This is a genomic window from Pontibacillus chungwhensis BH030062 (assembly GCF_000770675.1).
Taxonomy (GTDB): Bacteria; Bacillota; Bacilli; order Bacillales; family BH030062; genus Pontibacillus; species Pontibacillus chungwhensis.
Window position 1 is genome coordinate 45,556 of sequence record NZ_AVBG01000009.1, and the last position, 26,525, is coordinate 72,080.

General features: G+C 40.6%; 25 protein-coding genes and 2 other annotated features. Of the genes, 21 read left to right on the forward strand and 4 right to left on the reverse strand.

Translation table 11 applies throughout. From position 1 onward, the window contains the following. The first annotated feature begins 121 nt into the window (after window positions 1-121). The 10 genes from N780_RS12280 to N780_RS12330 all read left to right on the forward strand — a co-directional run bounded on the left by N780_RS12280 (window position 122) and on the right by N780_RS12330 (window position 9,640). Window positions 122-1,540, forward strand: coding sequence for a replication initiation and membrane attachment family protein (locus N780_RS12280; RefSeq protein ID WP_036784467.1), 1,419 nt, complete (start codon window positions 122-124; stop codon window positions 1,538-1,540). Between the two features lie 34 nt (window positions 1,541-1,574). Continuing rightward, complete coding sequence (dnaI, locus tag N780_RS12285) at window positions 1,575-2,501, forward strand: primosomal protein DnaI (RefSeq protein ID WP_036784469.1); 927 nt, start codon at window positions 1,575-1,577, stop codon at window positions 2,499-2,501. A gap of 638 nt (window positions 2,502-3,139) precedes the next feature. Continuing rightward, a complete protein-coding gene (gene ytxC / locus N780_RS12295) occupies window positions 3,140-3,988 on the forward strand; it encodes a sporulation protein YtxC (protein WP_036784473.1) in 849 nt (282 codons plus the stop codon). A gap of 64 nt (window positions 3,989-4,052) precedes the next feature. Further along, window positions 4,053-4,279: a binding site (T-box leader), on the forward strand. Window positions 4,280-4,376: 97 nt separating this feature from the next. After that, complete coding sequence (gene thrS / locus N780_RS12300) at window positions 4,377-6,314, forward strand: threonine--tRNA ligase (protein WP_036784475.1); 1,938 nt, start codon at window positions 4,377-4,379, stop codon at window positions 6,312-6,314. Between the two features lie 185 nt (window positions 6,315-6,499). After that, window positions 6,500-7,015 carry a hypothetical protein gene (locus N780_RS12305; protein ID WP_036784478.1) on the forward strand — a complete coding sequence of 172 codons (516 nt, stop codon included), beginning with the start codon at window positions 6,500-6,502 and terminating at the stop codon, window positions 7,013-7,015. 229 nt (window positions 7,016-7,244) lie between these two features. Further along, window positions 7,245-7,371: a sequence feature (ribosomal protein L20 leader region), on the forward strand. 98 nt (window positions 7,372-7,469) lie between these two features. Beyond that, window positions 7,470-7,976 carry a translation initiation factor IF-3 gene (gene infC, locus N780_RS12310; RefSeq protein WP_036784481.1) on the forward strand — a complete coding sequence of 169 codons (507 nt, stop codon included), beginning with the start codon at window positions 7,470-7,472 and terminating at the stop codon, window positions 7,974-7,976. Between the two features lie 38 nt (window positions 7,977-8,014). Then, on the forward strand, window positions 8,015-8,212 hold the full coding sequence (gene rpmI / locus N780_RS12315; protein WP_036784483.1) for a 50S ribosomal protein L35: 198 nt from the start codon (window positions 8,015-8,017) through the stop codon (window positions 8,210-8,212). Window positions 8,213-8,253: 41 nt separating this feature from the next. Beyond that, a complete protein-coding gene (gene rplT, locus N780_RS12320) occupies window positions 8,254-8,610 on the forward strand; it encodes a 50S ribosomal protein L20 (protein WP_036784486.1) in 357 nt (118 codons plus the stop codon). A gap of 100 nt (window positions 8,611-8,710) precedes the next feature. Continuing rightward, complete coding sequence (locus tag N780_RS12325) at window positions 8,711-8,980, forward strand: DUF1294 domain-containing protein (protein ID WP_036784488.1); 270 nt, start codon at window positions 8,711-8,713, stop codon at window positions 8,978-8,980. A gap of 87 nt (window positions 8,981-9,067) precedes the next feature. Next, the gene (locus tag N780_RS12330; protein WP_036784491.1) at window positions 9,068-9,640 is read left to right on the forward strand and encodes a TVP38/TMEM64 family protein; all 573 of its coding nucleotides are present in this window, start codon (window positions 9,068-9,070) and stop codon (window positions 9,638-9,640) included. A 50-nt stretch (window positions 9,641-9,690) separates the two neighbouring features. On the opposite strand, the gene N780_RS12335 is transcribed toward N780_RS12330, so the two are convergent. Next, window positions 9,691-10,086 carry a hypothetical protein gene (locus tag N780_RS12335; RefSeq protein ID WP_036784495.1) on the reverse strand — a complete coding sequence of 132 codons (396 nt, stop codon included), beginning with the start codon at window positions 10,084-10,086 and terminating at the stop codon, window positions 9,691-9,693. Between the two features lie 714 nt (window positions 10,087-10,800). Between N780_RS12335 and N780_RS12340 the strand changes: the two genes are divergently transcribed. The 3 genes from N780_RS12340 to N780_RS12350 all read left to right on the forward strand — a co-directional run bounded on the left by N780_RS12340 (window position 10,801) and on the right by N780_RS12350 (window position 12,869). After that, the gene (locus tag N780_RS12340; protein ID WP_036784498.1) at window positions 10,801-11,289 is read left to right on the forward strand and encodes a dUTP diphosphatase; all 489 of its coding nucleotides are present in this window, start codon (window positions 10,801-10,803) and stop codon (window positions 11,287-11,289) included. A gap of 75 nt (window positions 11,290-11,364) precedes the next feature. Further along, the gene (locus N780_RS12345) at window positions 11,365-12,450 is read left to right on the forward strand and encodes a M42 family metallopeptidase (RefSeq protein WP_036784501.1); all 1,086 of its coding nucleotides are present in this window, start codon (window positions 11,365-11,367) and stop codon (window positions 12,448-12,450) included. A gap of 158 nt (window positions 12,451-12,608) precedes the next feature. Further along, complete coding sequence (locus tag N780_RS12350; protein WP_036784503.1) at window positions 12,609-12,869, forward strand: hypothetical protein; 261 nt, start codon at window positions 12,609-12,611, stop codon at window positions 12,867-12,869. Between the two features lie 33 nt (window positions 12,870-12,902). Here the strand turns inward: N780_RS12350 and sspI are convergent, their stop codons facing one another. Next, window positions 12,903-13,121 carry a small acid-soluble spore protein SspI gene (gene sspI / locus N780_RS12355; protein WP_036784506.1) on the reverse strand — a complete coding sequence of 73 codons (219 nt, stop codon included), beginning with the start codon at window positions 13,119-13,121 and terminating at the stop codon, window positions 12,903-12,905. 111 nt (window positions 13,122-13,232) lie between these two features. Between sspI and N780_RS12360 the strand changes: the two genes are divergently transcribed. From N780_RS12360 to N780_RS12375, 4 genes are all read left to right on the forward strand, one after another. Continuing rightward, window positions 13,233-13,970, forward strand: a complete 738-nt coding sequence (locus N780_RS12360; RefSeq protein WP_036784508.1) for a TrmH family RNA methyltransferase — start codon at window positions 13,233-13,235, stop codon at window positions 13,968-13,970. 366 nt (window positions 13,971-14,336) lie between these two features. After that, the gene (gene pheS / locus N780_RS12365; protein ID WP_036784510.1) at window positions 14,337-15,371 is read left to right on the forward strand and encodes a phenylalanine--tRNA ligase subunit alpha; all 1,035 of its coding nucleotides are present in this window, start codon (window positions 14,337-14,339) and stop codon (window positions 15,369-15,371) included. Window positions 15,372-15,385: 14 nt separating this feature from the next. Beyond that, window positions 15,386-17,818, forward strand: a complete 2,433-nt coding sequence (gene pheT, locus N780_RS12370) for a phenylalanine--tRNA ligase subunit beta (RefSeq protein WP_036784512.1) — start codon at window positions 15,386-15,388, stop codon at window positions 17,816-17,818. Window positions 17,819-17,958: 140 nt separating this feature from the next. Next, on the forward strand, window positions 17,959-18,783 hold the full coding sequence (locus tag N780_RS12375; protein ID WP_036784514.1) for a YitT family protein: 825 nt from the start codon (window positions 17,959-17,961) through the stop codon (window positions 18,781-18,783). A 92-nt stretch (window positions 18,784-18,875) separates the two neighbouring features. On the opposite strand, the gene N780_RS12380 is transcribed toward N780_RS12375, so the two are convergent. Then, window positions 18,876-20,273, reverse strand: a complete 1,398-nt coding sequence (locus N780_RS12380) for an alanine/glycine:cation symporter family protein (RefSeq protein WP_036784516.1) — start codon at window positions 20,271-20,273, stop codon at window positions 18,876-18,878. Window positions 20,274-20,400: 127 nt separating this feature from the next. After that, the gene (gene rnhC, locus N780_RS12385; RefSeq protein WP_036784519.1) at window positions 20,401-21,345 is read right to left on the reverse strand and encodes a ribonuclease HIII; all 945 of its coding nucleotides are present in this window, start codon (window positions 21,343-21,345) and stop codon (window positions 20,401-20,403) included. A 159-nt stretch (window positions 21,346-21,504) separates the two neighbouring features. Here rnhC and zapA point away from each other — a divergent pair, with 159 nt between their 5' ends. From zapA to N780_RS12405, 4 genes are all read left to right on the forward strand, one after another. Then, complete coding sequence (gene zapA, locus N780_RS12390) at window positions 21,505-21,780, forward strand: cell division protein ZapA (RefSeq protein WP_036784522.1); 276 nt, start codon at window positions 21,505-21,507, stop codon at window positions 21,778-21,780. Continuing rightward, window positions 21,773-22,321 (forward strand): CvpA family protein, encoded by a 549-nt coding sequence (locus N780_RS12395; RefSeq protein WP_036784524.1) that lies wholly within the window; start codon window positions 21,773-21,775, stop codon window positions 22,319-22,321. The genes zapA and N780_RS12395 overlap by 8 nt, the downstream gene beginning before the upstream one ends. A gap of 102 nt (window positions 22,322-22,423) precedes the next feature. Continuing rightward, window positions 22,424-24,145, forward strand: coding sequence for a DNA polymerase/3'-5' exonuclease PolX (polX, locus tag N780_RS12400; protein WP_036784526.1), 1,722 nt, complete (start codon window positions 22,424-22,426; stop codon window positions 24,143-24,145). Between the two features lie 19 nt (window positions 24,146-24,164). Beyond that, the gene (locus tag N780_RS12405) at window positions 24,165-26,516 is read left to right on the forward strand and encodes an endonuclease MutS2 (RefSeq protein ID WP_036784528.1); all 2,352 of its coding nucleotides are present in this window, start codon (window positions 24,165-24,167) and stop codon (window positions 26,514-26,516) included. Window positions 26,517-26,525 lie beyond the last annotated feature (9 nt).

Here is a 26,525-nt window from a genome sequence, read left to right on the forward strand (position 1 = left end):
TTATAGGAGCACAATCAATGTATACTTGGAAGAATATGACCGAATAGATGCAGGTTTATCTATTTCCTTTCGTAATAGAATAGAGCCATTACACCAAGAATATGAGGAAGGAGGGAGTTTAATGAACCATACATCAATTGGGAAGCTATTACCGGTAGATGGCTACCGATTAACAGTCGCTCGGAGCATGCCCATGGATTTCACAATGTCCCTAACTCATTTATATCAGCCTTTAATCGGAAATGAATCCATTAGTCTATACCAAACATTATTGTCAGAGTATGATCTCCAAGAGGAAGTAGGGGGCGTGAATACACACCATCTATTGATGAGTTACCTCAATCTCCCTTTAAATCATATTTACGAAGCAAGGAAACGGTTAGAAGCCATAGGGCTTCTTCGAACTTTTGTTGATCAATCTGAGGACCAAACGGTTTATACGTATGTACTACTTCGTCCATTTACCCCGAGTGAATTCTTTGCGGACGAGATGTTATCCTTGTTACTATATCATCATCTTGGTCAACAAAAGTACGAACGATTACAACGTACGTTTTCAGGTGGTTCTTCGTCTTATCGTAAAGGAGAAGAAGTCACTTCTTCCTTTGAGCACGTATTCTCGATGGGTGGGATGACCACTGAACCACCACCCACTCATTTTAAAGAGCAAGACCAAGAATTAGTGGAGAGTCAAGGTGCTAACATACAGGAGAGCCGAATTGACTTTTCCTATATAAAACAATCACTCGACCAGAGAATGTTACCTGTGCAGAGTATTCTCTCCAATCAGAACCAAAAAGTGCTTTCTCAACTTTCTTTATTATATAATCTAACTACTAATGATGTTGAAAAAGCGATCTTGTGGGCTCTTAACGATGAGAATCAATTGGACCTTTCTGAGTTAAAAGAGGCTTGTCATGACCTTTACCAAAGTAAAGGAGGACAAAGTGACAATCTCCAGGTCACTCATCAACGTGATTCGTTATCTGTCGCTAATGACCAAGAGGCTCCAAAAGAGCAACCAGATAATAAGGAAGAAGCTCTAATTAAACGCTTGGAACAGATCTCTCCTAGAGAACTGTTGCTAGATCTCTCGGGAGGTGCAGAACCACCTGAGAAGGATTTGCGAATGATTCGTGATATCATGACCCAACAAGGATTAACACCTGGCGTGATGAATGTGTTAATTTATTATGTATTACTTAAAACAGATATGAAGTTATCGAAAAATTACATGGAAACCATCGCAGGCCATTGGACGAGGCTTCAGGTGAAAACGGTTCGTCATGCAATGCGGGTTGCGAAAACAGAAAATAAAAAATATCAACAATGGGCGAATAACCGTAAAAGCGGAGGGAACCGTTCTTACAATAAGAATCAAAAGCAAGACGTCCTTCCTGATTGGTTTAAGGATCAAAAAGGTCAAAAGGATCAGTCGAGTGAAGATCAGGCTCCTAAACGCAAAGATGGGAAATCTGCCTCGGATATTGAACGTGAAAAGCAAGAGTTAGCAGAAGCTTTAAAGAACATGGATGATTAATGTTTACGAATAATTTGATTTAAGGATGAGTGAAATGGAACCGATCCAAACAGCTTTGAAGAAGTGGATGAGGGAAAGTAAAAACTTTCAGGAGCATTATCAAAGTATGCGTGAGGCAATCTTGAAAGATCCTGATATTCAACAAATTTTGCAGGAGCACTCGAACCTCTCTCGTCATGATGTAGAACGTCATTTAATGAAATTATATGAGTATCAATCCCAATCTAAGCGCTGTGAAGGATGTCCTTCTCTGGAGAATTGTCAGAATTTGGTCTCAGGTTACTCTCCGAATCTTCATGTTCAGGGGAAAGAGATTAGATTGACGTATGAGATGTGTCCTCGTAAAAGACAATCTCAACAACAAGACGAGAAGCGTTCATTCATTAACAGTTTGTATATGCCAAAGGACATTGTGGAAGCTAAGTTTAAAGACTTAGATCCAGATGATCGTTACGAAGCGATTCGTCAAGCGATGAACTATACAGAGAATGCTGAAACGGAAAAGGGCAATAAAGGTTTATATTTCCACGGACCGTTTGGAGTTGGCAAAACACATCTTTTGGGAGCTATTGCCAATAAATTAGCGAATAAACGAATTGCCTCTTACTTGATTTACATGCCCGAACTAGTTCGGGAGATGAAGTCTTCATTAGGAGACAACACGTTAAAAGAGAAAGTTGAAAAGTTCAAAACGGTTCCAGTTTTGATGCTTGATGATATTGGAGCTGAATCCATGTCATCTTGGTTCCGTGATGAAATATTAGGTTCAATTTTACAATATCGTATGATGGAACGACTGCCTGTTTTCTTTACCTCTAATTACAATCTTGAAGAGCTCGAAAAGCATCTTATGACGAATAATCGTGGAGATGTTGAGCAATTGAAGGCTGGGAGAATTATTGAACGTATTAAACAAGTAAGTAACCCGGTAGAAGTTATTGGACAGAATCGACGTAGCTAAAACAATAAGTGAACCGTTAGCAGCTCTGCCAGAGGGTCATCCCTCTGGCAGAGCTGCTTTTTTATTTTTTGTACAAGCACCCTTATACGGAAGACTCGAAGTTGAGCTATTACAGCTGGAAGGGGGCCGTCAGCGTTTATGAGTGCTTGGGCTTGCTCGGGGACAACTCGCTTTCCTGCGGGGAGCTGGGAAGCCTCCTCGTTCGCTTTCGCTCTCTGTGGGGTCTTCCCTAGGCTCCTTTTCCCGCGGGAGTCTCGCAGTCCCCGAGCAAGCCCTGGCTTTAAAGAGGTGAACGGCCCCGCAGTTCGCACCTAAAGTTCAGATGTCACTTATATGGCATGTTTTCGTTCACTCTTATATAGCAAATATGGGCCTGGAACTGCGAGACTCACCAGTTCAGCTCCCCGCAGGGAAAGTGAGTGGCTTCCAGGTCCACCTTACTATCAATTAAAGCAAACGGAAACATTCTCTCAGCTTCGAGTATACAAAAGTCTTACTTTTATCTTTAATAACTCCGTGCCTAAAAGTTGTGAAAAAAGGAGATTACTAAAGTTTTTTACAGAGAACAATCATTTTTCACGTTTTCTTCCCATATACTTTAACAGTTTATTGTACCACTTGTGGAGGGAGGGAAGACGTTGGCCGAGATCTATTTTTCTAATAAAAAAGAAGCCCTGTCATTTTGTGATTTTCTATTTGCGCAGAAAGACGAAATGAGCGTGCAATGGCATTATCACAAGAAATGGGGACATGTTGTACTTGTTAACGAGAATCAGGGGAAAGAGGAGCGGATCGTACGCGGGCTAATCCATGTCTATGTCATACATAGAGAGCGATCCTGGCTAACAGACATCATACGGAATTGCTACTACTTCAGCGATGATGATGAAGTAGCTCACATATATGAATTGTGTTGTTCTTTTAGGGACGAGCCAGATCATTGGGGGGAAGACCATCCATCTTCTTACCGCCACAGTCAACAATTAGAGCGGTTGAAAGAAGTTTTCAAAGAGGCACTCGAGGAGGGTAAAGGGTTTGCATTTGATTCCATTATTACATTTCGCTTTCAGCGATTTTATGATGAATTGATTGAGGTCGTAGGAGAAGCAATAGATGAATATAAAAGAGAACAGGATTATCAGACATATATTCAACATCTAAGGGATTACTTACAAGCTAACCCTTCAAAAGTAGAGATGTTAACTATTGTGCAAAGCCAACCTTTTATCTTTTATTCTCATAAAGGTCGTCGCTATACGTCTGAAGAAATTAAGAAATTGACTGCCGACCATCCTTTATATTTGTTTGGACTTGGAACAGACGAGTTAGACTTGACTCCTATAATGGCTCTTGCTCCAAACCGGATTTCGATTTATGGGAATGACCCTGGTGATCCAAAGACGCTGACTGTGATGAACATCTTCCAAGAACGTGCTGAATTTCTTCCGTTAAACAAATTTCCATTTAAAAGATTATCTCCGTTCTAAAAATGGGCTTGCTTTTCGCATTTATTCCCATTATACTAACTTCTATAAAGTTTAAATCTAATTTATATCAGTGATGATGAGGATAAGAATGAGTTGCATCGGCTTACGCAGAGAGGGAAGTCATAGGCTGGAAGCTTCCTGAGTACGACACTTGTTTACCACCTCTGAACTCTGTTTACGAACCATTCAGTAGTAAACAGCGACTCGTCCTCGTTACGGATGTGCTAATGAAGCCGCAGTTATGACTGTGGGAATTTGGGTGGAACCACGGGTATAACGCTCGTCCCTTCGCTATTGTGCAAGGGATGGGCGTTTTTTATTTTGGCTTTGTTTATTTATACTAAGATAACAAAGTAGATCGATTATTTATAAAAGGAGTGACATACACATGTCGGAAGCAATTCAATTAACATTTCCAGATGGTGCGGTTAAGGAGTTTTCGCAAGGAACGACGACAGAAGATGTAGCTGCTTCCATTAGCTCAGGCTTAAAGAAGCAAGCGTTGGCAGGGAAATACAATGGTCAACTGATTGACCTTCGCCGTCCTATTCCTGGTGATGGTTCTATAGAAATCGTAACAATTCGAGATGAAGAAGGTATAGAGGTTCTTCGTCACTCAACAGCACACCTAATGGCTCAAGCTGTAAAACGTATTTATGGTAATGTAAACCTGGGAGTAGGTCCTGTTATTGAAAATGGTTTCTATTACGATATGGATCTAGGTACGTCTATTACGCCTGAAGATCTGAAGAAGATTGAAAAAGAAATGCAAAAGATCACTAGTGAAAACTTAGAGGTTGAGCGTCTTGAGGTTTCCCGTGAAGAAGCTAAAGATATGTATCGCGAAATCGGTGATGAGTTAAAGCTTGAACTGATTGACGATATCCCTGAAGGTGAATCCGTAACGATTTACAAGCAAGGGGAATTCTTTGATCTTTGTCGTGGACCTCACGTCCCTTCTACAAACAAAATCAAAGTCTTTAAACTATTAAGCGTCTCTGGTGCATACTGGCGTGGAGATAGTGATAATCAAATGCTTCAACGCATCTATGGTACGGCTTTTGAAAAGAAAGATCATTTAGAAGAATACCTAAAAATGCGTGAAGAGGCCAAAGAACGTGATCACCGTAAACTTGGGAAAGAATTAGATATCTTCACAGTTTCGCAAAAGGTAGGTCAAGGTCTTCCTCTATGGCTGCCAAAGGGCGCTACCATTCGTCGTACAATTGAACGTTACATCGTTGACTTAGAGGAACGTCTTGGCTACGACCACGTGTATACACCAGTGCTTGGGTCCGTAGATCTATATAAAACAAGTGGACACTGGGATCATTATCAGGATGACATGTTCCCTACGATGGAAATGGATAATGAAGATCTAGTTCTGCGTCCGATGAACTGTCCTCACCATATGATGGTTTATAAAAATCAGCTACACAGTTACCGTAATCTACCAGTACGTATCGCGGAATTAGGTACCATGCACCGTTATGAAATGTCTGGTGCATTAGCAGGACTTCAGCGTGTGCGCGCCATGACGTTAAATGACGCTCACATCTTTGCTCGTCCAGATCAACTGAAAGAAGAATTCATTCGTGTTGTTCGTATGATTCAAGAAGTATACAAAGACTTTGGTCTTGAAAATTACTACTTCCGTTTGTCCTATCGTGATAAAGAAGACAAAGAGAAGTATGTGGATAATGATGAGATGTGGGATAAAGCGCAAGCTCTTCTAAAAGAAACAATGGAAGACCTTGAGGTAGAGTACGTAGAAGCAGAAGGTGAAGCAGCATTCTATGGTCCGAAATTAGATGTACAAGTAAAAACAGCGCTTGGTAAGGACGAAACGCTTTCAACTGTACAGCTTGACTTCCACTTACCAGAACGTTTTGACTTAACATATATTGGTGAAGATGGGGCACACCATCGCCCTGTTGTTATCCACCGTGGTGTGGTTTCAACAATGGAACGTTTCGTTGCCTTCTTAATCGAAGAGTACAAAGGAGCCTTCCCGACATGGTTAGCACCTGTTCAAGCGAAGATCATTCCTGTATCTGCTGATGTTCATTTAGACTATGCCAAGAAGGTAGAAGATGAACTGAAGTATGCGGGCGTGCGTGTTGAAGTAGATGAGCGCGATGAGAAGATTGGTTATAAGATTCGTGAAGCTCAGATGCAAAAAGTCCCTTATCAACTTGTGGTAGGAGATAATGAAATTGAAGCAAGCGGTGTGAACATTCGTCGTTATGGAGAGAAAGACTCTGAAACAAAATCTCTTCAAGACTTCGTAGCTCAGATCAAACAAGAAATAAGTGGAAAGCAATAAATATTCTAACCCCCAAATCTTATACGTTTTGGGGGTTTTTTATTTCGTGAATTTCAAGCCTTATAAAGAAACATAAACAAACCCATAATATTCCATGTATTTGTGTTATTATGGAACTAGTGAAGAAATATAGATATGCCCTATTTTTGTTAAGTAGCTGGGCCATTATAAAGGAGAGATGTATATTGTCTAAGATAATGAAGATCTCTATAGCTGTGATAGCGGCGTCCATTTTGACAATCGGCACTCTTTTTGCGGTGATTATTAATCAAGGTACACATAAGGCAGGGGACGAAGGGGCTGCCGAGACAGCAGGCGGTTCTAATGTAGAAAATTCTAATGAAGAAGAGACACACTTTGATGGAATTGGAAAAAAAGTCGAAACTGTGCATTATAAGTTTAACAAAGCCCTTGGTCATGGGAGTTATGCAAGCCTTAACCAACAAGACTTTAACGGACTTAAGGATATGGTCAAACCAATAGAGAGTCTGCTTGATGAGACTGAAGATGAATTGATAAGGAAAGATCTTGAGAACGCACTTTATTACTTGCAGGCAGCCCAATCTGGACAAGACACTACAGAATTAAGAACGGTTCATCGTATCTTGCATGATCTTGATTTTCATATCAATGGCCCCACAAGCGATAATATAGAGTGGGGATACACTTACCTTGGGGATGGGGAAAGCATACCTAAGTAGAGCTAATGTGAACAAGGAGAAGTGTGCAAGAAATAAATGACTTCCCTTGTTAAGTGTAACGAAAGCATGTTGACTAAAAGGGATAAGTTAAAAATTTAGGTTGCAAATATACGCTATATCATATATCCTTAAAAAGTCATGCACAGAAGATGTGCATAAAAAAGATTGGTTTACGTTTGACATTGTTTTTTAAACGTGCTATTCTCAATAAGGTAAACTTAATATTGTCTGAGACAAGTAGAAGCACCCGCTTCTCACCTGATTGACACTCTTATGAGTAGTTACCAGGTATGATTTTCTAAACGTAATTGGGAAACGTGTGGGTGCAGTATGTGTGCCGACACTTTTTTTGATTGTCTGAAATTACAACCATGATTGAGATACACTTGTCTATAAACAGACGTATATAAACCTTTTTAATAAACCTTGGAGGTGGCTGGTTATTAGCAAAGATATGATCGTCAATGAAAAGATTCGTGCTCGCGAAGTTCGTCTCATTGATTCAAACGGAGACCAATTAGGCGTTAAATCCAAAAACGAGGCTTTAGATATTGCAGCTAATGCAAATCTTGATCTTGTAATGGTAGCTCCAAATGCGAAACCGCCAGTATGTCGTATCATGGACTATGGTAAATATCGCTTTGAGCAACAGAAGAAAGATAAAGAAGCGCGTAAGAAGCAAAAAGTCATTAACGTGAAGGAAGTTCGCCTGAGCCCTGGTATCGAAGAACATGACTTCAATACGAAGCTACGCAATGCGCGTAAGTTCTTATCGAAGGGCGATAAAGTGAAAGCAGCTGTTCGTTTCCGCGGACGCGCAATCACTCACAAAGAATTAGGCCAAAAAGTGCTTGATCGCTTGGCTGAAGAATGTAAAGATCTGTCCACGGTTGAAACAAAACCGAAAATGGAAGGTCGTAACATGTTTATGATGCTCGCTCCAGTAAACGAGAAGCAATAAACGTGATTCTAACATATTTCTAAAGGGAGGAATTACTCATGTCAAAAATGAAGACTCACAAAGGTTCTCAGAAACGCTTTCGTCGTACAGGTAGTGGCAAAGTTAAACGTTCTCACGCATTCACTAGTCACTTGTTCGCTAACAAATCTCAAAAGCAAAAGCGTAAACTACGTAAAGACGCACTAGTTTCTAGTGGCGACTTAAAGCGTATCGAAGCTATGCTTCCTAAGAAATAATCGAATTTAACTATTAAGTTGAAATACAGGAGGGAACTATTATGGCACGTGTTAAAGGTGGAACAGTCACTCGCCAACGTCGTAAGCGCGTCTTAAAGCTTGCTAAAGGTTATTATGGTTCAAAACATGCTCTTTTCAAAACAGCAAAACAACAGGTAATGAAATCAGGTCAGTATGCATACCGTGACCGTCGTCAGAAAAAACGTGATTTCCGTAAATTATGGATCGCACGTATTAACGCTGCGGCACGTATGAACGACATTTCTTACAGCCGTCTAATGCACGGACTTAAATTAGCTGGCGTTGAAGTTAACCGCAAAATGCTAGCTGATCTTGCTGTTACTGACGAAAAAGGGTTCGCTGCACTAGCTGAACAAGCTAAAGCCGCTCTTAAATAAGCAGAATCAGACGAAAGCCATTTTCCTACCGTATAGGGAAATGGCTTTTTTTTACTTGATAGAGTGGTAATAAATTTAATGAAAGATAGGGGAGATATAGATGGGGGGCATATTCATTTGGTATCTTGTTGCTGTGAACGCCGTCGCATTAATACAAATGCAACAGGATAAATCAAGAGCAGTTAAAGAAGAGTGGAGAATCTCTGAAAAACAGCTATGGATTGTAACGCTTATAGGAGGATCACTCGGCTCCTATTTAGGGATGAAATGGTTTCGGCACAAAACAAAGCACACCGCTTTTGTAATCGGGGTACCAGTTACGTTGATTGCTCATTGCTTTTTAGTCGTGTTCCTTGCGATGAAGTATTAGTGACATCGCTGAAGACTTATTGTCATAACCGCTCGTCTTCTGTCATAAGTATGTACTATACCGCTGGACGGAAGGGGTGTGTTCATCATGAATCAGTTTGGGACAGTCGCTATGACCGTCTTGGAGGCAAGTGGCTTCTTTGCACCGCTACTCTTCATAAGTTTTCACCTGCTACGTCCACTTTTATTTTTGCCTGTTGCGTTTATTTGTATTTCCGGCGGAATTTTATTTGGCGCCGTTACAGGGTCAATTTATAGTGTAATTGGTGTGACATTGTCTAGCCTGTTATTTTATAAAATGAGCCAATGGATGCCAAAGACACTTCAAAAGCTCGTGAAATTAAAGCATAAGTTATTTGGGAAGCATTCTAGCTTTTCTACCTCTCAAATTGCATTACTCCGATTAGTGCCATTTATTCATTTTCATTTAATATCGTTATGCATCATTGAAATGTCCCAGGGTTTTAAAGATTACATGAAAACTTCCTTTTACTCTAATATCCCATTAGCGGTCGTCTATACCTCTGTTGGTCAGTGGTTATCGAGGTTATCACCATTTGTCATGGCAGGTTTTTTATTGATGTTGTTAACCTTTATTTATTTATTAAGGCGAAAGGAAATTGTAATCAAATGGGATGACTTCTTCCAAGCAGGTGCATAAAAAGGCCCGCTCGATTATTCGAGTGGGCCTTTATGGTGCATACCTTAAGCTTAATCATTTTGCTGACTCAGCACTAGTTGATTTACAGGGTTTTTCCATTCGACTTTAGCGTGAGGGTAATGAATCAGGATCTCCTTCTCAACGAAATAAAGATCATTTCGTTCAAACCCCTTTAAAGTATAAGGCTGTCTTGTCCAGACAGAAATAGAAACCACATCAAAAGAGTTTTCTGTTGTACCTAAGTATTTCTCCCCTTCAAAGAGTACTCCTTTGTAAGTGAGTAAAAAATTCTTCTTTACATTTTCGGGGTCATCTAAAAAATAAAATTGCTTTTTATCCTGAGCAAGTTCTAATTTTCGTTTTGGATTCATGATGTATTTGTAAGCTGTGTAGATCAGGAGGACAGCAGCAAGTAAAAATAATAATCTAAACAAAATGATAATCATGTTGATCGACTCCCTTACCGAATCTATCTACCTCTCCATACGAATCAACTTGCAAAACGTTTCAACTTTTTTATAGGTTTGTGAAATAGTCTATTATTTTACGAACTACATAACTACTTAGTTATTTTACATAAGCCCTAAACGACTTGTAGTGTAGATATTAGAGCAAGGGTAGGTCCGTTGCATTAGTTGTGTGGGTGGGGTGTCTGGGGAACGACTCGCTTTCCGCGGGCGAGCTGTCGAGCCTCCTCGGGAAACCCACCCTGCGGGGTCTCGTCGAACTCTTTCTCCCGCAGGAGTCTCCCCGTTCCCCAGACACCCCTGGCTCTAGTTTTACGAACGGCCCCGCATCTTAAGGGTGGTGAGAGTTGCGAGTTATCCCCATATGGGATATTTCCGTTACACCATATATGGAAGAGGTGGTTCGGGAAATTGCGAGACTCCTGCGGCAGTAGGAGCCTAGGTAATAGGTGGAAGTGGAAGTTCGACTAAGACCGTCACGTCAATCGCCAACGTCGAACGACCCCACGTCGTGTGGGGCCGCGGAAAGCGAGTGATTTCCCGAACCGCCTTACACTCAATTAAAGCTACGGAAACATTCTCCGACCATTCGATTGTTCGAGATTACGCTCCTAGTCTGGAACAACATCTTTTTTAATAAACGTGATCCCCGTGCTATAATCGAACAAAACAGTTTAAAGGAGCTACAACAACATGAATTGGGAAACACTCTTTAAGATGCAGCAACAATTAGACCAACGTATTGAAGCGGAACATGGGTTGGAACATGAGGATTTGTTTAGAAAGAAAGTAATGGCTCTTCTTGTGGAATTAGGGGAGCTTGCAAATGAGACAAGGTGCTTTAAATTCTGGAGTACAAAGCCTCCAAAGGAAGATGAAGTGATTCTTGAAGAGTACGTAGATGGACTTCACTTTATTCTTTCTCTTGGTCTTGAGAAAGGGTATCGTTATCATCAGCAAGAGCAAAAGGAAGCGCTTGAGGGTGGTTTAACGGATCATTTTCATAAGGTATTTGGTGAAATCCATCTTTTTCAAGAGTCACCGACTGATATGCATTATCAGCAACTCTTTAAGACGTTCTTAGACTTAGGAGTAAAGTTAGGATTTTCTGAGCAATCTATCCAAGACGCGTATTATCAGAAGAACGAAGTCAATCATCAACGTCAGGAAGATGGTTATTAAGCTTTGGTGATTTTTGTGAATTTTTCAAAAAAGAGTTATAATGAATAGCGTGAGTACATAGAAGGAGGAATTAGCATGGCTAAATGGGATGATACCCTTACAATGTTGAAAGACTTAACAGACGCGAAAGGCGTTCCGGGTAACGAAAGAGAACCACGTGATGTAATGAAGAAATACATATCCCCGTATGCAGATGAAGTGTATACGGATAATTTAGGAAGCTTAATCGCCAAAAAAGTGGGTAAGGAAAACGGACCTAAAATTATGGTTGCTGGTCACTTAGATGAAGTAGGATTTATGGTTACGCGCATAGATGACAACGGCTTTCTTTACTTCCAAACCGTAGGTGGCTGGTGGAGCCAGGTTATGTTAGCTCAGCGTGTTACAATTATGACAAGAAACGGTGACCTTACCGGTGTTATTGGTTCTAAGCCACCTCATATCCTGCCAGCTGAACAACGTAAAAAGGCGATCGATATTAAAGAAATGTTTATTGATATTGGCGCATCTTCTAAAGAGGAAGCTCAAGAATTTGGTGTTCGTCCTGGTGATTCTGTAGTTCCATACTTTGAGTTCACTCAAATGCCAAATGAAAAAATGCTTCTTGCAAAAGCATGGGATAACCGTATTGGCTGTGCCATCGCAATCGAAGTTCTGCGTCAATTAAAAGGGCAAGAACACCCAAATGTTGTATATGGTGTAGGAACGGTTCAAGAAGAGGTTGGACTTCGTGGTGCGAAAACATCCACCAATGCCATTAATCCTGATATTGGGTTTGCAGTAGATGTGGGAATTGCAGGAGATACACCAGGTGTTTCTGATAAAGAAGCAGCTAGTAAGATGGGGGAAGGTCCTCAAATCATTCTGTATGATGCATCTATGATCTCTCATAAAGGATTACGTGATCATGTGATTGATACAGCTGAGAAAAACGAAATTCCTTACCAGTACGATGTGATTGCAGGAGGGGGAACAGATGCGGGATCCATTCATCTTACAGCAGATGGTGTACCTGCTTTATCCATTACCGTAGCGACTCGTTACATCCACTCTCATGCAGCTATGCTCCATCGTGATGACTTTGAGAATGCGGTGAAATTAATCGTAGAAGTTATTAAAGGAATGGACGCTGAGACAGTGAAACAAATTACATTTAACTAAAGTAATATCTTAACGTCTAGGGGAATCACCTCCTAGGCGTTTTTTAATTAAACCCCTATCTATACGAAAAAAATGGAATTTTAGTGATGTTGGATGGATATGTTCATGTAGGGTGTGGGAGGCTAATGGTATGAATAAATGAAAGTAGGTAGTCACATATGAGTGTGTTTAACGGAAACATTTTTGAAGGTGAATTTGCCCATGATTTGGATTCATTTTATGTTAAATCAGTCAAAAGTGTCGAGACAGGTTCAAATTTATCAGAAGATCAAGTGGAAGAACTTTTAAATTATTTAGTGCAGCATCAAGGACAATCGACAGCTATTACAATTAATGACCAGATGCCAATGATGTTAGAAGCAGAAGAAGTCCAGTGTCTTATAGGAGAATTACGGTTCATAAAAAGTCATTTGGATTAAAAAGAGGCTGTCTCATGGAGCAGCCTCTTCCCATTATTGGTTCATATTTTGGACGTGGTTTTCAAGTGTTTCGAGAACTTCCTTCTTATCTTCCTCATTTGCATTTTCCCAGTAAAGCTCAAAGAGTACACCAAGTCCTGGAAGCATTTTTTCTTCGCCACTTTGAATAGCATCTTGAATAGTCGCTTCAATTTGTTCTTGGTTGTTACCAGAGATATTATTTAAAATAGCGTTTCTTAGGTTAAGGTTCAACTATTCCACCTCTTTTCTTAAGGATACGATCTAATTATAGTTTGACCCGGGTGAATAGAAATATGTATGATAAGATAGGAATTCAAGTGCGAACAAAAGGATGAACAAGATATGATCGAATCAATTCAAAATCCATCCGTCAAACGATGGAAGAAGTTACAACGAAAAAGGAACCGTGACCAAGAACAAGCGTTTTTAGTGGAAGGGTTTCATCTTGTAGAAGAAGCGTTCAAGAGTCATTGGAATGTTCTTGAACTGATTATTCGTGAAGACGTTGAAATTCAAAACGAATGGCAGAATTATAAATATACTTACGTTGCTTCTCAAGTTTTTAACGAGGTTACTGAGACGGAGCAACCTCAGGGAATTGCTGCTGTTGTTCAAATGGATGACCCAGAATGGAAATCTTTTGAGCGTATATTGGTATTAGATGCTGTTCAAGATCCTGGAAACCTGGGGACGTTAATCAGAACAGCAGATGCCGCTGGATTTGATGCGGTTATTGGTGGTAAAGGAACGGTAGATCCATTTAATGATAAGGTTCTACGTGCTACTCAAGGGTCTGTTTTTCATATTCCTTTCTTTAAGGGCGATTTGTCGGAATGGGTTCCTCGACTGCAAGAAGAAGGAATTTCCGTATGGGCTACTTCATTAAAGAAAGCAAAAGATTATGCTGACTGTAAACCAACAAAACCCGTTGCCTTAATTGTAGGTAATGAAGGTGCGGGGGTGCAAGAAACTTACGTAGATCAAGCTGATGAAAGGGTTATGATTCCCATTTATGGGAGAGCGGAGTCCTTGAATGTTGGAATTGCAGCCGGAATTTTAATGTATTATTTAAGGAACTAAGGTTGCAAAGAGCTTTTAGCTTTTCTATAATAGCTATTAGTTGAATAAAGTATAGCGTTGAAAGAGCAAGTAAATGGTTGCCACCCATGCGATCTTCAGGGAGGGGATGTCTTAGACTGCGAACATGCCCAGATCTTCAATCATTGAATTTTCACTCTTGAGCTGACACTGGGACCTCAGAATATGAGTAAAAGTGTTCCGGATAAAGAATCCGTTATCAATGATGAAGTGGACATTACCTGCAACAGGAATGTCAACAAGGGTGGTACCGCGAAACCATATCGAACAAGTCTCGTCCCTTTTTTTAAGGGAGGGGACTTTTTTATGTTCTCAAAAAATGAAGATAGATTTATGAGGAGGATTAAGATGCAAGAGCGCTTAGTAGAACTGAAGACAGAAGCACTTGAGAAGGTTGCACAAGCTGAAGATGCCAAAGCTCTTCAAGATGTAAAGGTCCAATACTTAGGGAAGAAGGGCCCGATCACTGAAGTTCTTCGTGGTATGGGAAAGCTTCCTAAAGAAGAACGTCCAGTTATTGGACAAATGGCAAATGATGTTCGCGAGGAAATCTCGACGGCCATTGATGAGAAGCAGACGAAAATGGAAGAAGCAGCTCTTGAGAAGCAACTGCAGGAAGAAACGATTGACGTTACGCTTCCTGGACGTCCTGCTCAGACAGGGGGTCCTCATCTTCTGACAAGTTTAATTGAAGAAATTGAAGATCTGTTTATCGGAATGGGCTTTGAGATTGCAGAAGGTCCTGAAGTTGAAGTAGACTACTATAACTTTGAGGCTTTAAATTTACCAAAGGGTCACCCAGCACGTGATATGCAGGATTCTTTCTATATTACAGAAGAGATGTTAATGCGAACACACACCTCACCTGTACAAGCTCGTACTATGGAACAACATAAAGGGAAAGGTCCTGTTAAAGTCATCTGTCCAGGAAAGGTTTACCGTCGTGACACGGATGATGCTACGCACTCTCACCAATTCACTCAAATTGAAGGGTTGCTTGTAGACAAACATGTTCGCATGAGCGATCTAAAAGGTGTTTTAAATGCTTTCGCTAAACAAATGTTTGGTGAAGAACGTGAAATCCGCCTACGTCCGAGTTTCTTCCCGTTTACAGAGCCTTCAGTTGAGATGGATATCTCTTGTAAGATGTGTGGTGGAGAAGGTTGTTCTGTTTGTAAGGGAACAGGCTGGATTGAAATTTTAGGTGCTGGAATGGTTCACCCGAATGTGCTTGAAATGGCTGGCTATGATCCAAATGAATATACAGGTTTCGCTTTTGGAATGGGACCTGAACGAATTGCTATGCTGAAGTATGGTATCGATGATATTCGCCATTTCTACACGAACGATGTACGATTCTTGAATCAATTCCATAAGGCGTAAGGAGGAATAAAGCAATGTTTGTATCATTAAATTGGTTAAAACAATACGTGGATCTTCAAGGGCTAACACCTGAAGATCTAGCCGAAAAAATTACGAAGACAGGTATCGAAGTCGAAGGGGTGGAGCCGTTTGGTGAGCCGATCGAAAACCTTGTAGTAGGTTATGTGAAAGAATGCAACCAACACCCTAATGCTGACAAATTGAATGTATGTCAAGTGGACGTTGGTGATGAGGTTCTCCAAATCGTATGTGGCGCTCCAAATGTCGCTCAAGGTCAGAAAGTAGCGGTTGCTAAACCTGGAGCAGTACTACCTGGAAACTTTAAAATCAAAAAAGCTAAGTTACGCGGAGAAGAGTCTTCTGGCATGATCTGTTCTCTTCAAGAATTGGGCATAGATGAGAAGTATGTTCCGGCTGAATTTGCTGAAGGGATCTTTGTATTTGATGGTGATCCTGAGATTGGTGCAGACGCTTCTTCCTTATTAAACCTTGATGATATTATTATTGAACTTGGTTTAACCCCTAACCGATCGGATGCCCTAAGCATGATGGGAGTGGCTTATGAGGTAGCGGCTATATTAGACACACCCCTTCATTTCCCTGATGAAGAAGTACAAATTACGGAAGAGAAAGCAGAAGACGCTGTTTCTGTTACCGTTAAAGACGGTGACTTAAATCCTTATTATGGTGCAATGGTCGTGAAAAACATTAAAGTAGGGCCTGCCCCGCTTTGGATGCGCAACCGCTTGATCTCAGCAGGAATCCGCCCTATTAATAATGTAGTTGATATTACAAATTATGTTCTTATTGAATACGGACAGCCTCTACATGCATTTGATTATGACCGATTCGGTAGCAAAGAAGTTGTCGTTCGTCGTGCTACAGAAGGGGAAAAAATCAAGACATTAGATGACGAAGAGCGAACGCTTTCTTCAAACCACCTTGTTATTACAAATGGCCAAGAGCCTGTAGCAATTGCAGGAGTAATGGGTGGAGCTGATTCTGAAGTTCACGAAGGAACAACTACTGTTCTTTTAGAAGCAGCTTACTTTGATCCACAAGCGGTTCGCTCAGCTGCTAAGGATCATGGATTACGTAGTGAGGCCTCTGTTCGCTTCGAGAAAGGTGTGGATCCTGATCGGGTTCAACGCGCCGGTCTTCGTGCTGCGCAGCTCCTGTCCGAGTATGCTGGCGGTGAAGTGCTAGACGGAGTTGTGGCTTACGATGATTTGTCTTATGAAGAAAAGACAGTAACATTCACGACATCCCGCATGAACCATGTTCTGGGAACAGATATGAACGATGCTCATATTCAAGATATTTTACGTAAACTGCAGTTCTCTTATGAGCAAGAAGGAGAAACGTTTACTGTAAGCATCCCAACACGTCGTGGAGATATTTCTCTAGTAGAAGATATGGTAGAGGAAATTGGACGTATGTACGGCTATGACAACATCCCGTTCACGATGCCACAGGGTGCTGGTAATGCTGGCGGTTTAACTGCATATCAAGCATTGCGTCGTAAAGTACGTCGTTACCTTGAAGGGGCTGGACTTTCTGAGACCCTTACGTATTCCCTGACTACAGAAGAGCGTGCGAATCTATTAATGAGTCCTGATGTAAAAGGAGAGAATGTTCGCCCGGTACACTTAGCGATGCCAATGAGTGAAGAGCATAGTCATCTTCGACTTAGTGCCTTACCTGAAATGCTAGCTTCTGCTTCTTATAATGTAGCGCGTAAACAAAAAGACGTTGCATTTTATGAAGTGGGTTCCATCTATGTAACAGAAGAGACTGTTTTAACAAAGCAACCAGATGAGAAAGAGCGCTTAGCAGGTGTGCTTACGGGAAGCTGGCTTACGCATCCGTGGCAGCAAGAGAAGAAGAATGTGGATTTCTATGTTGTGAAAGGAATCTTAGACGGTTTATTTGATTACTTGGATATAGAAGAGCAAATCTCCTATCAACAAGGTCAAGTCGATGGTATGCACCCTGGACGTACAGCATTAATCAAGTTAAATGGTGAGGCGATTGGTCATGTTGGCCAACTTCACCCTACACTTCAAAAAGGGTATGATTTAAAAGAAGCATATGCTTTCGATGTGGATTTGGAAAAAGTGTTTAAAGCGATTTCCTCCGAAGAGACGTACACACCAATTCCTCGTTATCCATCTATTAGCCGCGACATTGCACTCGTAGTCGATGAGGGTGTAGCAGCAGGAGATCTCCGCAAGACGATTCTTGAAACAGGTGCTCCTCTAGTGAAGAATTGTTTAGTCTTTGACGTCTACCAGGGAGAACACCTAGAAGCTGGTAAGAAGTCATTAGCATTCTCTCTTCTTTACTTGGACCCTACTCGAACGTTAAAAGACGAAGAAGTGGAAGAAACGCATCATGCGATTCTTGATAAAGTAAAAGAACAATATAACGCAGAACTACGCGCCTAAACCTTAAAAACCCCCTCTTTTTCCGAAGAGGGGGTTTTAATTATAATTGAGAATACGTTTCCGTCATTAAGAGGTGATGGTTGATATTACCGTAAGGCATCCCCCATAATACAACTAAAAAGGGGAAAGGCGGTGATGGAGTGCAACATGTAAAGAACGTGGCACTTATCATAATAGGTTCCTTTATCTTCGCGTTAGGGATTAATTACTTTGCAATTCCGAACGGACTATCAGAAGGTGGAATCATTGGTATTTCGATTGTATTATATTACGTATTTGATTTGTCTACAGGGCTATCGACATTTATTTTAAATACGATTCTCATAATGGTTGGTTTTAAGTACCTGGATAAGCAAATGATGATCTACACCTTTATTGGAATCTTTACAACGTCTTTCTTTTTATGGACTACGGAACATTTAGGAACACCGATTGAGTCTGATTCATTACTTGCTCCAATATATGCAGGACTCTTTGCCGGGGGAGGTATTGGTTTAATCTTTCGTGCAGGCGGTACTTCTGGTGGGACCCAAATCATCTCGCAAATGATGAAAAAAAATTGGGGCTGGAGTATGGCCAATGCGACCCTATTGATTGACATGATCGTTATTGGAGGATCTGTCTTTGTAATTGGTCAGCAAAAAGCACTTTTAACCGTAATTGCTGTATATGTTGGGGCACGTGCTATTGAATTTATTGTGGATGGACTTAACATGCGAAAAGCAGTGACCATTATATCAGAAACTCCAGATGAGGTATTAGAAGCTGTCAACTCTAACGTGCCAAGAGGTGTTACAGTCTTAGAAGGTTATGGCGGCTATTCTAAAAAAGATAAGAAAGTATTGTACGTCGTCGTTCACAAACAAGAAACCTTTAAACTTCAGAGAATAATAAATGAAGTTGATGAACAAGCCTTTGTTGTTATTCACGATGTACGAAATGCCTTTGGCGGCGGTTTTAAATAAAAGGTGAAAAGTGATAAGCGAAAGCTCCTATAAAGGAGCTTTCGCTTTTTGACTTCCATTAATCACTATACTAAGGAAGGTAGCTGATTAAGTTACATACTAGGCGGATCCTGGTCATGAAATAGAGTAATCTTTGGCTTCGTGTCTTTTCCTTTGTATACTCTGCTAAAGTAATCATCCGTTAGTTCTATAATCTCTTTCCTCATGAAGAAGAGAGGGATCACGTTAAAGACAACTACGGCGGCTAACATTAAGTCGAGGAATTGCCATACAAACTCTAATCCACCTATACCACCCACAAAAATAGAGACGATATATACGAAACGCATAATCCAAGACGCTTTTAATCCGTATAGATATTCTGCTTGTTTTTCCCCAAAGAACACTAATACTCCTATGGTAGTTAGTACGAAGAAAAGGAGGAATAAAGAAATGAATCCACCCCCAAATGTATCCCCGTACATGGTCGAGAGAGCAATATCAATCATATTAGAAGCCTCTTCAGATGAATCGACCTTCGTCCAAGCACCTGTTACAAGAACAGTTAAACCTGAGACGGTACATATAATGATCGTATCTATAAATACACTGAAAACGCCCCAAAATGCTTGTTTAGAAGGATGATCTGTTTGCGCAGCAGAGTGGGTTATAGGTGCTGTTCCAAGTCCGGCTTCATTCGAATATAATCCACGAGCAATCCCCCACCGTAATGCAAGTGCAAATCCGGCTCCGGCAAATCCTCCCGTTGCTGAGATTGGGGTAAAGGCATGATTAAAGATTAGATTAAATACAGAAGGTAATTCTGTAAAATTAGCACCTATGACAATTAAACAAATAGTTAAGTAAGTAAGAACCATAAAGGGAACGACTTTGTCAGTGACATTTGCAATTCGTTTAATTCCGCCGAAAACAATAACGCCTACTATAGCTGTAATAATGAGGCCAGTAACCCATCGATCCCAACCAAACGCTCCCTGTACTTGTGTAGTAATTGAGTTGGATTGAACCATAATGCTTGGTATAAGTTCGAGCATAAGTATAAAAGCAAATAAGAAGGCAACTCTCTTCCATCCGAGTGCTTTTCGAATGTAATACTGTGGGCCCCCAACCCATATTCCTTCTTTATTCTTTTCACGATACTTTAATCCCATTGCAATTTCCCCATACTTAGTGGCCATACCTATTAACGCAATGATCCACATCCAAAATAACGCACCAGGTCCTCCTAAGTAGATCCCGACTGGAACTCCAACAATATTTGTAGCTCCGGCTGTGGAGGCGAGTGAGGAGGTAAAAGCTTGGAAAGGGGTAATAGAACCTTTTTGTTTGTCTTTTTTGAAGATCTGCCCTGCGGTTTGATTAAGGATATGTCCAAAATGACGAATTTGAAAAAATTTAAGTCTTACTGTAAAGAAAAGCCCGACAAAAATAAGAAGGGCAGATAACACGTACTTCCATAAGAAGTTTGAAATTAAGGATAACCATTCCATTTAACAATCTCCTCCAAATAAGTTGTTTATGTTATATAATGGATATATACTCTAATAATGTATATTGAATCGTCTGAAAAGATAATAAAAAAGCCGCACCATGTATATGGTAAGGCTTGAGTGAAGTTTATTTTATCCATTTGTATGCTTTTTCTGTGTTGGCAAAGTGTACCTTCGCAAATTGTTCAAGGCAATCGCTTCCTTTAGTTTCTATAAGCTTGGCTGCGGCTTGGTCTACCTTTTGTGACGCTCCTTTAGGTAGGTATATTCCAGCGTTTTCAGAGAGCTTGTCCATCTGGCGTACAAATCCTGTTCGAGCAATAATGGAAGCAGCTGCTACTGCGATTGAATAAGATTCAGCCTTCTTCAAGAAATAAACATTGTCTTGTAGGGTTGCTTTTTCAGAGCGCAAGTGCTTCTCATAAATGGAACGTTCTGCAAATTGGTCAATCACCCATCCCTCAGGTTGATTAGGACTCATCTTCTGCAAGAGCTTATTATATGCGTGGTGATGAAGCATCGTCTTCATTTTTCCTTGAGACCATCCTTTTTTCTGCCACTGGTTATATTTTTCGTTATGCAGGGTAACGAGTGAATAAGGGATTTCCATTTGAACAATTTTACGTGCGATTTGCTCAATTTGTGGATCTTTTAAACTCTTAGAGTCTCGAACCCCTGCTGCTTTAAGCCCCGCAATCTGATCTTCTCGCACGTATGCACAGGCGACTGTAATTGGACCGAAATAGTCTCCTGTCCCAGCTTCGTCAGATCCTGCATGGCTAGAAGTGTACAGGGAGGATGGAGGAGCATGGGTTGATTCGGTAGGAGAAGGCTTATTTGTTTTCTTCTTCTTACTCTCGGAAGGGTTTGAGGTTCCCCATTTGCTGGCTTCTTGCTCGTGATTTGGTCCTTGGAATAATACTTTTCCAGATTTATAGGCGGTAACGGAACAACCGTTTACTTTCGCCGCAAATACAGCGCCAGGTGGTGGATTTCCTTTTAGTGACGCTTTGTAATAACTTTGCATTTTATATAATTGACTAGTCGGTAGTTTGAGGACTGTTTGGGACAATTTGTATCATCTCCTTCTAAAAACGAATAATTCCAGTATATCAAATTGCAAGATAAAGCTGAATAATAGAGGTAAAGAGAGGACAACGCTTTCCTTATTGAACAGCTTCATGTTAATATTAAGTTTAGGATTCTAATGTGGGTGAGGGGGCATATCTCTGTGTCGAATTCAGACAAAAGAAGAACAACGGTCGATATACATAATAGAACATACAAGATCGTAGGAGAGGAGCCATCGCACCATATACGTATGGTGGCTAGTCTTGTGGATCAAAAGATGAAAGAGATCCAAGAGACAAACCCCAAATTGGATACTGCGCAACTGGCTGTTCTAACAGCGGTTAACACCATGAATGATTACTTAAAGCTAAAAGAAGATTATACAAGCATAGTTGAATCAAAAAGGAAAGAAGAGGATCGTTCAGACCATGATTGATTTATTATTATTAGGAATATTAGTTTTAGGGATATTGGTAGGTTTACGCAGGGGGTTTGTATTACAGCTCTTTCATATGACTGGATTTATCGTGGCATTCATTTTGGCGGTCGTGTACTATGATGACTTATCTCCTAAATTACAGCTTTGGATTCCTTATCCTGAATTGCCGGAAGGGTCTAGTTGGGCAGTATTTGTAGAATCTCTTCCGTTAGAGGGAGCTTTTTACCATGCCATTGCCTTTGCTGTAATATTCTTCTCCGTGAAAGTTGTTATGCAAATTATTGCTTCGATGCTAGATTTCTTAGCAGACCTTCCTATTATTCATACATTTAACGGGATACTAGGAGCAGCACTGGGATTTATAGAAATGTATTTCATATTGTTTATCTTTTTATACATATCGGCTCTTGTGCCAATCAACATAATCCAAAGTGCCATTGAAGATTCATTCATAGCACAAACCATTATAGAACATACGCCTTTATTTTCCGGTCAAATAAAGACCTTGTGGTTTGAGCATGTATCACCGCACCTTTAAAACTTCTCTAATGCGAGAAGTTTTTTCTTTACGTAATGGTTGAATAGGTGGATTTACTCAATTAAGACTTTTGTATTGATATCCTAAAAAGCAGGTGAAACGATGAAAGTAGATAAAAAAGAACTAGTTAAGAACTTGGAGCAGATTGCTGTCTATCTTGAGCTGAAAGGTGAAAATCCGTTTAAAATTTCTGCATATCGCAAAGCAGCACAAGCCCTAGAAAGTGATGATCGTTCCTTATCAGAGATTGTAGATTTTACAAAGATGAATGGTATAGGTAAGGGTACAGCTGCCGTTATTGATGAATTCATTGAAAAAGGCGAATCTGATACCTTAAATCAGCTGCAAGAGGAAGTTCCGGCTGGTCTTGTGCCATTGCTTCAGCTTCAAGGACTTGGTGGTAAAAAGCTTGCTAAACTTTATCAAGAGATAGGCGTTACAGACGCTACCTCTTTAAAGTCAGCTTGTGAAGAAGGCAAAGTTCGAGAACTCAGTGGATTTGGAAAGAAAACGGAAGAAAAAATCCTGCAGGCTTTAGAAGATATTACAAAACGCCCTGAACGACTTCCTATTGCAATTATGCTACCATTAGCAAAGAAGATTGAAGGATATCTTGATGAAATGACAAGCATTGAACAATATTCGAGAGCTGGTAGTCTAAGGAGAATGCGAGAAACAATTAAGGATCTAGATTTCATTATCGCTACAAACGATTATGCAGCGGTTCGTGAGCAACTCCTGGAAATTGAAAATGTTAAAGAGGTTATTGCCAAGGGAGATACAAAGGTATCCCTTCTTTTGGCTGAAGGTTATGATATCGCTGTTGATTTCCGTTTGGTTGCTCCTGAAGAGTTTGCGACAACACTCCATCATTTCACTGGTTCAAAAGACCACAACGTAGCCATGCGCCAACTGGCGAAAGACCAAGGCGAGAAGATTAGCGAGTACGGTGTGGAAAACAGTGAAACAGGGGAAGTAAAAACCTTCAAGACAGAACAGGATTTCTTTGCTCATTTTAATTTGAACTTTATTCCCCCTGAAGTAAGAGAGCAAACAGGTGAAGTAGAAGCTTTTAGAGAACCTGTACAATTGCTTGAACATAAGGATATACGTGGTGATCTGCATATGCACACAGCTTGGAGCGATGGGGCACAGTCTATTCGTGAAATGGCCGAAAGAGCAAAAGAAAAAGGGTATGAGTATATTGCGATAACAGATCACTCCAAATATTTAAGGGTTGCAAATGGATTGGATGAAGACCGCCTTCGTAAACAAAGGGAAGAAATACAAAAAGTAAATGAGGAAATGAAAGATTTTCATATCTTTGCAGGGATTGAAATGGATATCTTACCAGATGGATCTTTAGATTTCTCTGATGATTTTCTGAAAGAGATGGATTTTGTCATAGCTTCTATTCACTCTAATTTCAACCAACCTAAAGAAACGATTATGAAAAGACTGCAAACTGCTCTTGAATGCCCTCATGTTCATTTAATTGCTCACCCAACAGGGCGCTTAATTGGAAGAAGAGATGGGTATGACGTAGATATTGAACAGCTCATTAAAGGGGCTAAAGAAACGAACACAGCTCTTGAGCTGAATGCCAACCCAAATCGGTTGGATCTTACGGATTCATATATACGAAGAGCTCAAGAAGAAGGAGTTCGCATAGCCATTAATACAGATGCACACAACTATTCTATGTTAGAAGATATGGAAGTGGGCGTTGGAATTGGTCGTAAAGGATGGCTTGAGAAAAATACAGTTCTTAATACTTGGACTGTTGACCAACTTAAGACGTTTATGAATGAAAACAGGTATTGAATAAAAGGGGTTCACAACCATGAATGAACGAATTTATCATGTTCTAGAATACAATAAAATGATTGAACAATTGTCAGAACAAGCATCTTCCTCCCTTGGGAAAGAGCAAATTCTGAAGCTTAAACCATCTATTGATGTTGATGAGGTTCGAAAGTGGCAGGCGGATACGGACGAAGCGGCTCATGTACTCCGGTTAAAAGGACATGCTCCTCTTGGTGGAGTATTTGATATTCGACCACACGTGAAGCGAGCAACTATCGGTGGCATGCTGCAACCAGAAGAATGTCTAGATATTGCTAGCACCTTATATGGTAGTAAGCAAATGAAGACATTCATTGAAGAAATGGACTTAGAAGAGTTAACGATTCCGATTCTAGAAGAGATGGCTGAACACATCGTTCCGCTTAATGATTTAGAACGATCCATTAGAAATCGCATCGATGACCACGGAAAAGTAATGGACGGGGCTAGTGATAAGTTACGTACATTGCGTTCTCGTATACGAACAACGGAAAATAAAGTTCGTGATAAATTGGACGGATGGACAAGATCAAAAAGCAAGATGCTTTCAGATGCCATTATTACAATTCGTAATGATCGCTATGTACTCCCTGTAAAGCAAGAGTACAGAGGTTCTTTTGGCGGTATTGTTCATGATCAATCATCTTCAGGTGCTACTCTATTTATTGAACCTCAAGCTGTTGTGGAATTGAATAATCAGCTTCAGGAAGCTAGAGTACAGGAGAAGCATGAAATTGAACGAATCTTAATCGAACTATCTGAACGGATTGCAGCGGATGAGAATTACTTATATCAAAATGTTGAAGTACTAGCTCAGCTTGACTTCATGTTTGCTAAAGCTCGTTTTGGTAAAACAATGAGAGCTGCTAAACCAACCATTAACGATCAAGGGATTATTAAGATGAAGCAAGCTCGCCATCCGTTAATTCCTGAAGATGAAGTTGTACCAAACGATGTAGAACTTGGTGAAGACTTCACATCAATTGTAATTACTGGACCTAATACTGGTGGTAAAACCGTAACGCTTAAGATGGTAGGTCTTTGTCAATTAATGGCTCAAGCCGGCTTACAAATACCTGCACAAGATGGCTGTGAGCTTACCGTCTTCGAGAATATCTTTGCTGACATTGGTGATGAACAATCCATCGAGCAGTCGTTAAGTACCTTCTCTTCTCACATGACCAACATCGTCGATATTTTACAAAAGGTTGATCATAAAGGGTTGGTTCTGTTTGATGAGCTAGGAGCAGGGACTGACCCTCAAGAAGGTGCAGCGCTTGCCATGTCCATTCTTGATGATGTGGTTGGAAGAGGGGCTAGAGTAATAGCGACTACACACTACCCAGAGTTGAAAGCTTATGGCTTCAATAGAGACGGCGTTGTTAATGCTTCTGTTGAGTTTGATGTTGAGACGTTAAGGCCAACGTATCGATTGCTCATTGGTGTACCTGGTCGTAGTAATGCATTCGAGATCTCAAGAAGACTTGGATTAGATGAAGAAATCATTACAACCGCCAAAGGGCATATGGGAGCCGATTCTGAGAGCGTTGAAAACATGATTGCTTCATTAGAGGAGTCTAGACGTGGAGCAGATCGTGACTATGAAGAAGCGGAAGAGTTGTTACAAGAAGCACAAAAATTACGTGATGAATTAGAACAAAAGTGGTCTGAGTTCGAGAGTAAGCGAGAAAGCCTATATCAAAAAGCAGAAGAGAAAGCAAAAAAAGCGGTTGATAAAGCGAAGCAAGAAGCCGAAGAGATTGTATCAGAGATGCGTAATATGAAGAGCCAAGCTGAGCTTAAAGAGCACGAATGGATTGAAGCTCGGAAAATGCTTGACGAGGCCCAACCTGAACTGGCTAAGAAAAAGCAAGAAAAGCCCGCTAAGAAAAAAGCTGCTCAGCCTGCATTGCAACCTGGTGATGAAGTGAATGTCTTATCCTTAAATCAACAGGGGCATATTATTGAAAAGGTTAACGAGAAAGAATTCCAGGTACAGTTAGGAATTATGAAGATGAAGGTAAAGGCTAAAGATCTTGAGTTTGTGAAGCGTGAGGAACCATTAAAGCAAAAGCCAATGGCCACAGTTAAAGGGTCAAGTCACCACGTTAAGCCAGAACTAGACCTTCGCGGAGAACGCTATGAAGAGGCATTACACCGCTTAGAGAAATATGTGGATGATGCCATTTTAGCGGGATATAAAAATGTAAACATCATTCATGGAAAAGGCACAGGCGCCCTTCGTAAGGGAGTCGAAAATTTTGCTAAACAACACCGATCTATAGCAGGTGCACGTTCAGGAGGTATGAACGAAGGGGGAGGCGGAGTCACCGTCTTTGAATTACGTTAAAGAATTAAG